Source organism: Streptomyces sp. cmx-4-9, from assembly GCF_046548835.1.
Taxonomy (GTDB): Bacteria; Actinomycetota; Actinomycetes; order Streptomycetales; family Streptomycetaceae; genus Streptomyces.
Genome location: NZ_JAEBEE010000007.1, coordinates 477,992 through 491,333, shown reverse-complemented (window position 1 = coordinate 491,333; position 13,342 = coordinate 477,992). Strand labels below are relative to the sequence as shown.

Genomic DNA, 13,342 nt, shown 5'->3' with positions numbered 1-13,342 from the left:
GTGCGATCCCCCTTGTGGCAGCAGCGAATTGGCCGTGTGCGCTGATGCTACGGAAAGGGGCGGGTCGTGGGAAAGTCGGGGCTTCCGCGGGCTTACGCTCCGTCGTATGAACCCTGCTGAGACATCACGATACGTACGGCTTCGGGTGGATTTGGTGCTGGAGGTGCCGGATCCGCAGGCACTCACCGGAGCCGCACTCGACCACATCAAGGCCGACGAGTTCATGCCGGACGAGGAGCGCGGCCACGCCGAGTCCGCCGTCCGGGAAGACGAATCGGAGGCCCTGGCCTACCTGGTGGACCCCACCGACCTGGTCGTGGACATCCCCGGTGTGGAGCTGGCCCAGGCATCCTGGAGCAGCGAGCCCGTCGAATACGACCCCGAGTCCCTGGAGTGGGACCTGGACGAGGAAGATGGGGTGTACGACGAAGAGAACGACAACGCCTGACCGTGTGGTCGCCCACATCCGAACGGAATGTGGAACCGACCCGCGACGTCAACGCGTTGTCAGGGGCGTGGCAGGGGGGTGATACCCCCTGCCCGGCCAGTCCCGGGACGGCAGCCCCGGGGTTTCCGGCAACGATGGAGTGACGTGTGAGGACGGACAGCAAGCGGCGGAGGAGGTCCCTCGTGGCCGTGTCCGCCGTGCTCGGCGGCGTACTGATGCTCTCGGCCTGCAACGACGGCGGCGACAGCGCCCCGAAGGGCAGCGGAGAAGCCAGCAAGTCCCAGGCGGAGGTGGACGCGGCGGCGGCGAAGGACACCTCCAAGGCGCGAATAACCATCACCCCCAAGGACGGCGCCACCAACGTCGGCCTGAACGACTCGGCGAGCGTCACGGTCAGCGACGGCACGCTCACGAACGTGGAGCTGAAGACCAGCGAGGGCACGGCCGTGGCGGGCAAGATCGCCGCCGACGGCAAGAGCTGGAAGCCCGCGGCCGCCCTGAAGCGCTCCGTGAAGTACGCGCTGGCGGCGACCGCCAAGGACGCCGAGGGCAGGGAAGCGCACGAGAACGCCTCCTTCACCACCCTCTCCCCGGAGAACAGCTTCGTCGGCTCCTTCATCCCCGACGACGGCCAGACCGTCGGCGTGGGCATGCCGGTCTCGATCACCTTCAACAAGCCGATCAAGGACCAGAAGGCCGTCCAGTCGGCCATCACGGTCTCCTCCAGCAGCGGCCAGGAAGTCGTCGGCCACTGGTTCAGCCCGCAGCGGCTCGACTTCCGCCCGGAGCAGTACTGGCAGGCGAACTCCACCGTCACCCTGAAGCTGGCGCTCGACGGCGTCCAGGGCGCCCCCGGCGTCCAGGGCGTCCAGAACAAGACCGTCACCTTCAAGACCGGCCGCAGCCAGGTCTCCACGGTCGACGTGAAGACGAAGCAGATGACGGTCACCCGGGACGGCGCGGTCCTCAAGACCATCCCGATCTCGGCGGGCTCCCCGTCGAACCCCACCTACAACGGCCAGATGGTGATCTCCGAGAAGTTCAAGGAGACCCGCATGGACGGCGCCACCGTCGGCTTCAAGGACGGCGAGGGCAAGGGCGAGTACGACATCAAGGACGTCCCGCACGCCATGCGGCTGTCCACCTCGGGCACCTTCATCCACGGCAACTACTGGGGAGCCGACTCCATCTTCGGCAGCGCCAACACCAGCCACGGCTGTGTCGGCCTGAACGACGCCAAGGGCGCCAACGACCCGAACCAGCCCGGCGCCTGGTTCTTCGACAACTCCCTCATCGGCGACGTGGTCACCGTGGTCAACTCCCCGGACAAGACCATCAAGCCCGACAACGGCCTCAACGGCTGGAACATGACCTGGGCCGAGTGGAAGGCCGGATCGGCCTCCTGACGGAGCGCCACCTGCACACGGCGGTCGGCCGGGACCCGGAAGGGTCCCGGCCGACCGCCGCTCTGTGTCTCGTCGCGCAGGGAAACCGGCGCCTCAGGCCCCGGGCGGCGCCCCGGCCCCCGCCCCGGCCCCCGGCCCGGCCGGCCCGTCCGCGGGCGCCGCAGCCCGCCCGGCAGGGGAGCAGGCGGCGGCCGGAGAGGCCCAGGACGACAGCATCCGCAGGGCGTCCTCGGAGGGCGAGCCGGGCGCCGCGTGGTACACCACCAGAGCCTGCTCCGGATCGTCCGGCAGCCGCAGGGTCTGGAACGACAGGCTCAGCTCGCCCACCAACGGGTGCCGCAGCCGCTTCACCCCGTGCGTCTTGTCGGCCACCGTGTGCGCCGCCCACAGCCGCCGGAACTCCTCGTTCTTCACCGACAGCTCACCGACCAGCGCGGACAGCTGCTCGTCTTCCGGGTGCCGGCCCGCGTACATCCGCAGGTTGCTGACCACCTCGCAGGCCCGGCACTCCCAGTCCGCGTACAGCTCGGCCGTCGCCGGATCCAGGAACACCATCCGCACCAGGTTCCGCTCCGCTGCAGGCAGCGCCCCGAAGTCCCCGAAGACCTCCGCCGCCGCCCGGTTCCAGCCGATGACGTCTTGGCGCCGCCCCACCAGGTAGGCCGGTACGCCCTCCATCGCCTCCAGCAGCGTGCGCAGCCCGGGGCGGACCTGCTGGGGCCGGGGCGGCTGGCGCCGCCGCCGGGGCGCCGGCCGGGCCAGGTGGGTCAGGTGCGCGGTCTCCGTGCCGTCCAGGCGCAGCGCCCGCGCGATCGCATCGAGGACCTGGGCCGACACGTTCTGCCCGTTCCCCTGCTCCAGGCGCGTGTAGTACGCCACGGACACCCCGGCCAGCTGCGCCAGCTCCTCACGGCGCAGCCCGGGCACCCGCCGGTGGCGCCCGTAGTCCGGCAGGCCCACGTCCTCGGGCCGCAGCCGGGCCCGGCGGGAGCGCAGGAACTCGCCCAGTTCGGCTCGCTGATCAAGCTGGTCCATACCGCAAGTATCCCCGCGGCGTCCGGGGCACGGCGGGCCCAGCCTGACCCCGCCAAGGGTAGGTCCGGCAGACCTAGGCAGGGCAGGGGGCTGGGTGGGCCCGCCGACAGCGGGCAGGCTGGATACCGAGGCCGCGGCGTCGACGCCGCCGCACCGCACCCCTCACACCCGAGCAAGCGCCGAGGAGCACCCCCATGTCCGTCACCCAGGTCGCCGCCTACGCCGCCCCCGCCGCCAAGGCCCCGCTGGAGCGCACCACCGTTCCGCGCCGCCCGGTCGGCGAGCACGACGTGCTGATCGACATCAAGTACGCAGGCATCTGCCACTCCGACATCCACCAGGCCCAGGACGGCTGGGGCGAGGGCATCTTCCCGATGGTCCCCGGCCACGAGATCGCCGGCGTCGTCGCCGAGGTCGGCGCGGGCGTCACCAGGTTCGCCGTCGGGGACCGGGTGGGCGTCGGCTGCTTCGTCGACTCCTGCCGCGCGTGCGAATACTGCCTGCGCGGCCAGGAGCAATACTGCGTGCAGGGCATGACCGGCACGTACAACGCGCTCGACAAGAACGGCGAGCCCACCTACGGCGGGTACTCCACCCACGTGGTCGTCGACGAGAACTACACCCTGCGCATCCCCGAGGGCCTGTCCCTGGACGTCGCCGCCCCGCTGCTGTGCGCCGGCATCACCCTGTACTCACCGCTCAAGCACTGGGGCGCCGGCCCCGGCAAGAAGGTCGCGATCGTCGGGCTCGGCGGTCTCGGCCACATGGGCGTGAAGATCGCCCACGCGCTCGGCGCCGAGGTCACCGTGCTGTCCCAGAGCCTGCGCAAGAAGGACGACGGCCTGCGGCTGGGCGCCACCGACTACTACGCCACCAGCGACAAGGCCACCTTCGAGGAGCTGGCCGGCCGCTTCGACCTGATCGTGTCCACCGTGTCCGCGCCGCTGGCCCTGGACGCCTACCTCGGCCTCCTGAAGGTCGACGGCGCGCTGGTCAACGTGGGCGCCCCGGAAGAGCCCGTCGAACTGAACCTCTTCTCGGTGATCGGCGGCCGCAAGACCCTCGCCGGCTCGATGATCGGCGGCATCCCCGAGACCCAGGAGATGCTCGACTTCTGCGCCGCACACGGACTGGGCGCCGAGATCGAGGTGATCAGCGCCGACCGCATCAACGAGGCCTACGAACGCGTCGTGTCCAGCGACGTCCGCTACCGCTTCGTGATCGACACGGCCACGATCTGACCGACGGGGCGGCGAGGCCCGCCGCCCGGCGTACCGAGTCGGGCCCCGGGGCCGGCGCGGCCGGCCGGTGCCCGGGGCCCGCTCGCACGGGCGCGGCGCAGGCCCTACTCGGCCGCCGCCACGCCGATCGGGCAGGAGACGCCCGTGCCGCCGATGCCGCAGTAGCCGCCCGGGTTCTTGTCGAGGTACTGCTGGTGGCCGGCCTCCGCGGGCCAGAACGGGCGCTCCGCGGCGGGCAGGACCGCCGTGGTGATCTCGCCGTGGCCCGCGGCCGTCAGAACCTGCTGGTAGGCCGCGCGGGAGGCCTCGGCCGCCGCCTGGTGCGCCGCCGAGTGGGTGTAGAGCGCCGAGCGGTACTGGGTGCCGACGTCATTGCCCTGGCGGAAGCCCTGAGTGGGGTCGTGGGACTCCCAGAACCGCTTCAGCAGGGCCTCGTACGACACCACCCGCGGGTCGAAGACCACGCGGACGACCTCGGTGTGGCCGGTCCGGCCCGAGCAGACCTCTTCGTAGGTCGGGTTCTCGGTGAAGCCGCCCTGGTAGCCGACCAGGGTGGTCCACACCCCCGGGGTCTGCCAGAAGATGCGCTCCGCGCCCCAGAAGCAGCCCAGGGCGAAGTCCGCGACCTCCAGGCCCTCGGGGTACGGGCCGCTGAGCGGGTTGCCGAGGACTGTGTGGCGGTCGGGAACGGTGAAAAGGGGCTCCGGGCGGCCCGTGAGGGCCTCCTCGCGGGTGGGGAGCTCGGGCGTGCGGCGGTACGAGAACATGGGGATTCCCTCCTTGTGGCAGTGTCAACGGACGGGGGCGGGCCAGGATTCCCCGGCCCGCCCCGCCCCCCCGCCGCGTCCTGCCGCGGTCACTCCTGCCGCGTCACTCCTGGCGCGGCCACCCGGGCGCGGTCAGTCCGCGCGCGGTCACTCGGTGCGCGGTCACTCGGTGCGCCGGCCTCAGTGCGGCAGCGTCGCCGGGGACCCGCCGTTCGCCTCGTACCCCGCCACCGCCAGGGCCCGGAACACCGCGTACTGCGACGCCGGATCGTCCGACGCCGACCACGGCAGCGCACCCACGTACCCGTCCACGTGCCGCACCTGCTCCATCGCCTCCGCCCAGCGCTCCATCTGCACCAGGAACATCAGCAGCATGTGCCGCACGTGCGCCAGCATCGGGTCGTCCTGCCGCGCCGTGTGCACGGCGTACAGCGCGCCCTCCACCGCCCGCGTCACGGACGCGCTGCGGTAGAAGCCCCCCGACAGCACCAGGTCGGGGGTGTTCTCGTACAGCCCGAACAGCGGCAGCGCCGCCAGCAGCGAGCCCTGCGGGGCCCGGGCCGCGGCCGCGTGCGAGAACGCCTCCGCCTTCTCCCGCGAACCGTGCCACTTCTCGCCCCAGTAGTGCAGCGCGGCCAGGTGCGCGCCCATGTGCTGCGGCGCCACGTCGATCACCTTCGCCCACAGCGCGTCGAACTCCGCCTCGGAGTAGCCCAGTCCGCGCGCGATCGCCAGCTCCGCGATGAAGGGGACCGGGTCGCCCGGCGCCAGCAGCGCCGCCCTGCGACACGCGTCCCGCGCCTCCTCCAGGATGATCCGGTGGTCCTCGGAGCCCACCCCGCCCGAATGCCGCCACGCCTGCTGCACCAGCAGCTCGGCATGCACCTGCGCCCCGCCCGCGTCCTTCTCCGCCTCCAGCCGCCAGGCCTTCAGCCACGGCGCACCCACCCCGGGCTGCTGCACCAGTTCCAGCGCCGCCGCCCCGCCGAAGGCCTGGACGCGCTGCCAGCGCTGCTCGCCCTCCTTCGGGGTCCCGGCCAGCAGCTGCGACGCCGCCTGCCAGCTGCCGCTGCGCTGCACGTTGCCCAGGGCGTCCATCAGGTCCTGGTCGGGCCCGGGCACCCGGATGTCGAGCTGCTCCTGCCGGACGAAGCCGTAGTTCTCGGGGTCGGCGGCGTCGGGGCTGCCGGGCGCGACCTGGCGGATGCCGCCGCGGCTGCGCCGCACGTAGGGAGCGACGACGGCCACGAGCAGGCCGATCGCGAGCAGGAACAACAGAATCTCCATGCCGCCAAGCGAACCAGACGCGGGGCCCCGGAGGCCAACAGGGGGTGGGCGCCGCGTGCGGCACCCGCTCCGGCCGGGGCTTAGGCTCAGGGTCATGAGCGACGACAGCCACGAGCACCAGAGCTTCGAGACCCGCGCGATCCACGCGGGCAACACGGCCGACCCCCTGACCGGCGCGGTCGTACCGCCGATCTACCAGGTCTCCACGTACAAGCAGGACGGCGTCGGAGGACTGCGCGGCGGCTACGAGTACAGCCGCAGCGCCAACCCGACCCGCACCGCCCTGGAGGAGAACCTCGCGGCGCTGGAGGGCGGCCGGCGCGGTCTCGCCTTCGCGTCGGGGCTGGCCGCCGAGGACTGCCTGCTGCGCACGCTGCTCGCCCCGGGCGACCACGTCGTCATCCCGAACGACGCCTACGGCGGCACCTTCCGCCTCTTCGCGAAGGTCGTCTCCCGCTGGGGCGTCGAATGGTCGGTCGCCGACACCTCCGACCCGGCATCGGTCCGCGCGGCCCTCACCCCCAAGACCAAGGTCATCTGGGTCGAGACCCCGTCCAACCCGCTGCTCGGCATCACCGACATCGCCGTCGTCGCCGACATCGCGCGCACCGCAGGCGCCCGGCTGGTCGTCGACAACACCTTCGCCTCCCCCTACCTCCAGCAGCCGCTCGCGCTCGGCGCGGACGTGGTCGTGCACTCGCTGACCAAGTACATGGGCGGCCACTCCGACGTCGTCGGCGGCGCCCTGGTCACCGCCGACGCGGCGCTGGGCGAGGAACTGGCCTACCACCAGAACGCGATGGGCGCCGTGGCCGGCCCCTTCGACTCCTGGATCGTGCTGCGCGGCATCAAGACCCTCGCCGTGCGCATGGACCGGCACGCGGAGAACGCGACGAAGGTCGCCGAGATGCTGACCCGCCACCCCAAGGTCACCCAGGTCCTCTACCCGGGGCTGCCGGAGCACCCGGGCCACGAGGTCGCCGCGAAGCAGATGCGCAACTTCGGCGGGATGATCTCCTTCCGCGTCGAAGGCGGCGAGGAGGCGGCGGTCGAGGTCTGCAACCGCGCCAAGCTGTTCACCCTGGGCGAGTCCCTGGGCGGCGTCGAGTCCCTCATCGAGCACCCGGGCCGGATGACCCACGCCTCGGTGGCCGGCTCGGCCCTGGAGGTACCGGCGGACCTGGTCCGGCTGTCCGTGGGCATCGAGAACGCCGACGACCTGATCGCGGACCTCACCCAGGCCCTGGGCTGACCCGCCCGCCGCGCCGCCCCCGCCCCGGCCGCCCGCCGGGGAGGGGGCGGGGGCCTACCAGCCCTCCAGCGGCGGTGAGATCCCGGTCGACGGCGTGACCCAGGGCCGCGTCAGGGACGCCCACACCACGAAGGCCGCCGCTGCCGCGACCAGCAGCGTCCACCCCAGCCGCCGCAGCGCCCGCCGACGGCGCCGCAGCCGGTCGCCCCGGGCGGCCGCCCCGGCCGCCAGACCGGCCGGCACCACCGGGTGCGGGGCTTCCAGCAGCCGCATGACCTGGACTTCCCTCGGGTTCGGCGGGCTCATGCGACACCGGCCGCCCCGGCCGCACCGGCCGGCCCGACCGCGCCCGAAACGGCGCCGGCGGAGCCGGAGCCGGGACCCGAGCCCGAGCCGGAGCCGGAGCCCGAGCCGGAGCCCGAGCCGGAGCCCCAGCCCGCTCGGGGGGCCGGGCCGGCGCCCGGGTCCGCAGCGGAGCGCAGGGCGGTCACCGCCCGCCCGCACAGCACGCGCACCCGCTCGGGCGGCAGCCCCAGCTGCGCCGCGGCAACCTCCTCCGGGACCCCTTCGTGGATCCGCAGCACCAGGACGAGCCGCTCCGTAGGACCCAGCCGCGCCAGGACGCCGACGCCCCCGTGGTGGCGCCGGCCGGTCCGGGCGAAGGCGGCGCACAGCTCCTGGCGCGTGTGGTCGTAGGGGTCGTCGCCGCGCAGCCGCCGCCAGTCCGCGTACGTACGCGCCAGGGCGCCCGACAGGAGCCGGTGTGCGCCAGGGGCCGCGTCCTGCGCCTCGGCGGTCAGCAGGACCGCGACGCGCAGGAGTCGCCCCGCCGCTCCCGCGACGAAGGCCTCGAACTCCTCGTAGCGCCCCGATCGGTGGTCCACAGGCCACATAGTGCGGTCTGCGGGACCATCCCGGTCAAGGGGTCGGACGCAGCCGCCTCAGCCGGCCGCCCCGGCGGTCAGGAACCCGGGCCGGCCTCGGCCACGGCCGCCATCAGCTCCGACAGCGACAGGTTGAAGCGGGTCAGCAGCTCGGTGAAGGCCTTGCGCTCCTCCTCGCTCCAGCCCTCCGTCACCCGGGCCATCAGCTCGCGCCGCGAGGAGCGGACCTCCTCCAGCCGCGTCAGCCCGCGCGGGGACAGGGCGAGGACCACCGCCCGCCCGTCCTCCGGGTGCGAAGTCCGCTTCACCAGACCGCTGTCGACCAGCGGCGCGACCTGCCGGGTCACGGTGGAGGAGTCGATGCCCATGCCGCCGGCGAGCGCCTTGACGCCCATCGGGCCTTCCAGGTCGAGCCGGTTGAGCAGCAGGTACGCCGCACGGTCCATCGAGTTGCGGGCCTGGCCGACGCCGCCCAGACGGGTCTGCTCGGCGCGGCGGGCGAAGACCGCGACCTGGTGCTGGAGCGCGTCGAGGAGGCCGGCGCCGACGGGGGTCGCGGCCACCGGGGGCAGGTCGGAACTGGCCGGGAGGGAAGGCATGGCCGTGGGCTCTCTTCGCGTGGGGCCGACAAGGATGGGGGACAGCGTACGCGGCCGTGCCGTGGCTCGTACCCCGCGTTTGAGAACTGATACGACCGGGCAGCACGGCGCCCCTCCGGCCGTCCCCGATGGCGCGATTCGTTCGGTGGCCGGTCCCGGCGCCGGCCACCGCCGCCGCCGGGACCGCCCCCCGGACCGCCGCCGGGACAGCCCCGGGCCCGCCCCCGGGCCCGCCCCTGCGCCGGCCGCCGGGGGCCGGCCCGGGGCCCGCGGCCCGTGGCCGGGCCGTCCTGCGCCCGGCGTACCGCGTCCTGAGCCGCGCGCCCGGCCGGCTGCGAGACTGGCGGCATGAACTACCGCGTGCCCCAGCCCGTCCCGCAGGTCATCCTCGACGACGTCCGGGGGGCCCAGAAGATGCTGTCCGGCGTCTCCCGGGTCACCGCCATGGAAGGCAGCCGGCACCTCTCCGCGCTGACCGGTTCGCCGGTCCACTTCAAGTGCGAGAACCTTCAGCGCACCGGCTCCTTCAAACTCCGCGGCGCCTACGTCCGCATCGCGGGCCTGCGCCCCGAGCAGCGCGCCGCCGGAGTCGTGGCCGCCAGCGCCGGCAACCACGCCCAGGGCGTGGCCCTGGCCTCCTCGCTCCTCGGGGTGCGCTCGACGGTGTTCATGCCGGTCGGGGCGCCGCTGCCGAAGGTGGCCGCCACCCAGGAGTACGGCGCCGAGGTACGGCTGCACGGCCAGGTCGTCGACGAGGCCCTGATGGCCGCCCAGGAGTACGCGGACAGCACCGGGGCGGTGTTCATCCACCCCTTCGACCACCACGACATCATCGCCGGCCAGGGCACGGTGGGCCTGGAGATCCTCGAACAGTGCCCCGAGGTGCGCACCATCCTCGTCGGCATCGGCGGCGGCGGCCTCGCGGCCGGCATCGCGGTCGCCGTGAAGGCGCTCCGCCCCGACGTGCGGATCATCGGGGTCCAGGCGGCCGGCGCCGCCGCCTACCCGCCCTCGCTGAAGGTCGGCCACCCGGTGTCGGTCGAGGACCCGAACACGATGGCCGACGGGATCAAGGTCGGCCGCCCCGGCGACGTCCCCTTCAAAATCATTGGCGAGCTGCTCGACGACGTGCGTACGGTCTCCGAGGACGCGCTTTCCAGCGCCCTCCTGCTGTGCCTGGAACGGGCCAAGCTGGTGGTCGAGCCGGCCGGGTGCAGCCCGGTGGCCGCGCTGCTGAGCGAGCCCGAACGGTACGGCGGGGGGCCGGTGGTGGCCGTCCTGTCCGGGGGCAACGTGGACCCGCTGCTGCTCCAGCGGATCCTGCGGCACGGCATGGCCGCCGCGGGCCGGTACCTGTCGCTGCGGCTGCGCGTGACGGACCGGCCGGGGGCGCTGGCCGGGCTGCTGGCCGTGTTGTCAGAGGTGGATGCGAACGTACTGGACGTGAGCCATGTCCGGACCGACCCGCGGCTCGGGCTGACCGAGGTGGAGGTGGAACTGCACCTGGAGACGAAGGGCCCGGAGCACTGCGCGGAGGTCGCGCGCCGGTTGCACGGTGCGGGGTACAAGGTCACGGGCTAGACCCCTCCGGTCACCGGGGCCGCACCCCGTGGCGATACGCGATATGACGCGATAGTGTGCCGCCGGGCCGCGGGGGACCGAATTCCCCGTTCGGCCGGGCGAAGCGTGCCCGGCGACCCTAGGCTTTGTCTGGAAAAGCGCCGGTCCCACCGGCCCGATTCACACTGGGAGTACCCCTATGCCAGGCGCCATCTACGCCGAAGGCCTGGTCAAGACCTTCGGCGACGTACGGGCTCTGGACGGCGTGGACCTCGATGTCCCCGAAGGCACCGTCCTGGGCCTCCTCGGCCCCAACGGCGCGGGCAAGACCACGACCGTGCGCGTCCTGACCACCCTCCTGCGGCCCGACAGCGGCAAGGCCGTCGTCGCGGGCATCGACGTCCTCAAGCACCCCAACGAAGTCCGCCGGGCGATCGGGCTGTCCGGCCAGTTCGCCGCCGTCGACGAGTACCTGACGGGCCGTGAGAACCTCCAGATGGTGGGCCAGCTCTACCAGATGAAGGCCAAGGCGGCGAAGGCCCGGGCCGACGAGCTGCTCGAACGCTTCACCCTCGCCGCAGCCGCCGACCGCCCCGCCAAGACCTACTCCGGCGGCATGCGCCGCCGCCTCGACCTGGCCGCGGCCCTCGTCGTCAGCCCGCCCGTGATGTTCATGGACGAGCCGACCACCGGCCTCGACCCGCGCAACCGCCAGCAGTTGTGGGGGATCATCCAGGAACTGGTCGCCGGCGGCACCACCCTGCTGCTCACCACGCAGTACCTGGAGGAGGCCGACCACCTCGCGCACGACATCTGCGTGGTCGACCAGGGCAAGGTCATCGCCCGCGGCACCTCCGACCAGCTCAAGGCCCGCACCGGCGGCGAGCGCGTCGAGGTCGTCGTCCACGACCGCGACCGCATCGCCTCCGCCCGCGAGGTCCTCGCCGGCTTCGGCAAGGGCGAGACCACCGTCGAGGACCACACCCGCAAACTCACCGTGCCGGTGTCCGGCGGCGCCAAGCTCCTCGCCGAGGTCATCCGCGAACTCGACGGCCGCGGCATCGAGATCGACGACATCGGCCTGCGCCGCCCCACCCTCGACGACGTTTTCATCTCGCTGACCGGCCACGCGGCCGAACTCGGCGCACAGGAGAACGGCGAAGCCCCCGAGGACGGCGACGGCACGGCCAAGAACCGGGGCAAGGGCCCCAAGGCGCGCAAGGAGACGGCCAAGTGACCACCACCTCCGCGACCCCGGAACTCGCGGCGCCCCGCCCCCGCGGCGGGATCGTCCAGGGAGTCAACGACTCCCTGGTCATCGCCAAGCGCAACCTCATCCGGATGTCCCGCATCCCCGAGATGATCATCTTCGGTGTGATCCAGCCGGTGATGTTCGTCGTGCTCTTCAGCTACGTCTTCGGCGGCTCGATCAGCGTCGGGGGCAACACGTCCCCGGCTGCCTACCGCGAGTTCCTGATGGCCGGCATCTTCGCCCAGACCGTCACCTTCGCCACGGCCGGCGCGGGCGCGGGCATCGCCGACGACATGCACAAGGGCCTGATCGACCGCTTCCGCTCCCTGCCCATGGCCCGCGGCGCGGTCCTCACCGGCCGCACCCTCGCCGACCTCGTCCAGACCACGCTCACCCTGGTGGTCCTGGCCGTCGTGGCCGTGCTCGTCGGCTGGCGCACCCACACCAGCTTCGGCGAGGTCCTCGCCGGCTTCGGCCTGCTGCTCCTGCTCGGCTACGCCTTCTCCTGGATCGGCGCCCTGATCGGCCTGTCGGTGCGCACCCCGGAGGCGGCCACCTCGGGGGGACTGATCTGGCTCTTCCCGCTGACGTTCATCTCGAACGCCTTCGTCCCCTCCGACAACATGCCGACGTTCCTGCGGCACATCGCCGAGTGGAACCCCTTCAGTGCCACCGTCCAGGCGTCCCGCGAGCTCTTCGGCAACCTTCCGCCGGGCTACGAGGCCCCCGCGGCCTGGCCGATGCAGAACCCGGTGCTCGCCTCGGTGCTGTGGTCCGTCCTGATCATCGTGGTCTTCCGGACCCTCGCGGTCCGCAAGTACCGGTCGGCGACCGCCTGACCCCCGCGCACCCGCCACTCCTCGCCACACTCGTCACGCACGGTGCCCGGCCGGAATCATCCGGCCGGGCACCGTGCGTACGGGTGACGGGTGGGGCGCTCAGCCCGTGAAGGGCTTGACGTCCAGGATCTTCACCGAGGCCTTCTTGCCGTTGGGCAGCTCGTACTCGGCGTCCTCGCCGATGCCCTTGCCCATCACACCGCTGCCCAGCGGGGACTGCGGGGAGTACGTCTCGAAGTCCGAGGACGCGTACTCGCGGGAGGCCAGCAGGAACTCCATGGTGTCGTCCTCGTCGCCATCGAAGGCGATCTTGACCAGGGTGCCGGGGGCGACCACGCCCTCGGCGGCCGGCGCGGTGCCGACCTTGGCGTTCTCCAGCAACTGGGTGAGCTGGCGGACGCGGAGCTCCTGCTTGCCCTGCTCCTCCTTGGCCGCGTGGTAACCGCCGTTCTCGCGCAGGTCGCCCTCCTCGCGGGCGGCTGCGATCTTCGTGGCGATCTCCGTGCGGGCAGGACCAGAGAGGTAGTCCAGCTCCGCCTTCAGCTGGTCGTACGCCGCCTGGGTCAGCCAGGTGACGCTTTCGCTCGTCTGGGTCACGGGTGCTCCTCGTCGGTACAGGGGGACTACGTAGCCGCCAGCGGCGGACGAAACCACGAGCCTAACAATTCGGGAAGAAAAGGGGGAGGACCCGCGACACCCGCGAACACGTACGGGCACGCCCGGACACGCACCGTACGCGGCGCCACGCACGCGATACGCCCGCTCCCCGCCC

14 protein-coding genes are annotated in these 13,342 nt (G+C 72.7%); 7 read left to right on the top strand and 7 right to left on the bottom strand.

Annotation, left to right across the window (positions count from 1 at the left end; genetic code table 11):
- Positions 1-154: 154 nt before the first annotated feature.
- Together ACLJTM_RS23865 and ACLJTM_RS23860 are read left to right on the top strand one after the other, a co-directional pair.
- Complete coding sequence (locus tag ACLJTM_RS23865; RefSeq protein WP_411105727.1) at positions 155-448, top strand: hypothetical protein; 294 nt, start codon at positions 155-157, stop codon at positions 446-448.
- A 146-nt stretch (positions 449-594) separates the two neighbouring features.
- The gene (locus ACLJTM_RS23860; protein WP_411105726.1) at positions 595-1,854 is read left to right on the top strand and encodes a L,D-transpeptidase; all 1,260 of its coding nucleotides are present in this window, start codon (positions 595-597) and stop codon (positions 1,852-1,854) included.
- 93 nt (positions 1,855-1,947) lie between these two features.
- Here ACLJTM_RS23860 and ACLJTM_RS23855 read toward each other — a convergent pair whose 3' ends face one another.
- Positions 1,948-2,889 carry a helix-turn-helix transcriptional regulator gene (locus ACLJTM_RS23855; RefSeq protein WP_411105725.1) on the bottom strand — a complete coding sequence of 314 codons (942 nt, stop codon included), beginning with the start codon at positions 2,887-2,889 and terminating at the stop codon, positions 1,948-1,950.
- A 194-nt stretch (positions 2,890-3,083) separates the two neighbouring features.
- On the opposite strand from ACLJTM_RS23855, the gene ACLJTM_RS23850 reads away from it, so the two are divergent.
- Entirely contained in the window at positions 3,084-4,130 is a 1,047-nt protein-coding gene (locus ACLJTM_RS23850; protein WP_411105724.1) for an NAD(P)-dependent alcohol dehydrogenase, read from the top strand.
- Between the two features lie 104 nt (positions 4,131-4,234).
- Here the strand turns inward: ACLJTM_RS23850 and msrA are convergent, their stop codons facing one another.
- Both msrA and ACLJTM_RS23840 read right to left on the bottom strand, forming a co-directional pair.
- Positions 4,235-4,897, bottom strand: coding sequence for a peptide-methionine (S)-S-oxide reductase MsrA (msrA, locus tag ACLJTM_RS23845; protein ID WP_411105723.1), 663 nt, complete (start codon positions 4,895-4,897; stop codon positions 4,235-4,237).
- Between the two features lie 180 nt (positions 4,898-5,077).
- Positions 5,078-6,184, bottom strand: coding sequence for a hypothetical protein (locus ACLJTM_RS23840; RefSeq protein WP_411105722.1), 1,107 nt, complete (start codon positions 6,182-6,184; stop codon positions 5,078-5,080).
- 94 nt (positions 6,185-6,278) lie between these two features.
- Here ACLJTM_RS23840 and ACLJTM_RS23835 point away from each other — a divergent pair, with 94 nt between their 5' ends.
- Complete coding sequence (locus tag ACLJTM_RS23835) at positions 6,279-7,436, top strand: cystathionine gamma-synthase (RefSeq protein WP_411105721.1); 1,158 nt, start codon at positions 6,279-6,281, stop codon at positions 7,434-7,436.
- A gap of 54 nt (positions 7,437-7,490) precedes the next feature.
- On the opposite strand, the gene ACLJTM_RS23830 is transcribed toward ACLJTM_RS23835, so the two are convergent.
- The 3 genes from ACLJTM_RS23830 to ACLJTM_RS23820 form a co-directional block, all read right to left on the bottom strand.
- On the bottom strand, positions 7,491-7,742 hold the full coding sequence (locus tag ACLJTM_RS23830; protein WP_411105720.1) for a hypothetical protein: 252 nt from the start codon (positions 7,740-7,742) through the stop codon (positions 7,491-7,493).
- Positions 7,739-8,329, bottom strand: a complete 591-nt coding sequence (locus ACLJTM_RS23825) for a sigma factor-like helix-turn-helix DNA-binding protein (protein WP_411105719.1) — start codon at positions 8,327-8,329, stop codon at positions 7,739-7,741. The genes ACLJTM_RS23830 and ACLJTM_RS23825 overlap by 4 nt, the downstream gene beginning before the upstream one ends.
- A 68-nt stretch (positions 8,330-8,397) precedes the next feature.
- Positions 8,398-8,919 carry a MarR family winged helix-turn-helix transcriptional regulator gene (locus ACLJTM_RS23820; RefSeq protein ID WP_411105718.1) on the bottom strand — a complete coding sequence of 174 codons (522 nt, stop codon included), beginning with the start codon at positions 8,917-8,919 and terminating at the stop codon, positions 8,398-8,400.
- A gap of 348 nt (positions 8,920-9,267) precedes the next feature.
- On the opposite strand from ACLJTM_RS23820, the gene ilvA reads away from it, so the two are divergent.
- The 3 genes from ilvA to ACLJTM_RS23805 all read left to right on the top strand — a co-directional run bounded on the left by ilvA (position 9,268) and on the right by ACLJTM_RS23805 (position 12,570).
- Positions 9,268-10,500, top strand: a complete 1,233-nt coding sequence (ilvA, locus tag ACLJTM_RS23815) for a threonine ammonia-lyase (RefSeq protein WP_411105717.1) — start codon at positions 9,268-9,270, stop codon at positions 10,498-10,500.
- Between the two features lie 178 nt (positions 10,501-10,678).
- Complete coding sequence (locus ACLJTM_RS23810) at positions 10,679-11,716, top strand: ATP-binding cassette domain-containing protein (RefSeq protein ID WP_411105716.1); 1,038 nt, start codon at positions 10,679-10,681, stop codon at positions 11,714-11,716.
- Positions 11,713-12,570: an ABC transporter permease gene (locus ACLJTM_RS23805; protein ID WP_411105715.1), complete on the top strand. Its 858-nt coding sequence runs from the start codon at positions 11,713-11,715 to the stop codon at positions 12,568-12,570. The genes ACLJTM_RS23810 and ACLJTM_RS23805 overlap by 4 nt, the downstream gene beginning before the upstream one ends.
- Positions 12,571-12,669: 99 nt before the next feature.
- On the opposite strand, the gene greA is transcribed toward ACLJTM_RS23805, so the two are convergent.
- Entirely contained in the window at positions 12,670-13,167 is a 498-nt protein-coding gene (gene greA / locus ACLJTM_RS23800) for a transcription elongation factor GreA (RefSeq protein ID WP_411105714.1), read from the bottom strand.
- Between the last annotated feature and the right edge of the window lie 175 nt (positions 13,168-13,342).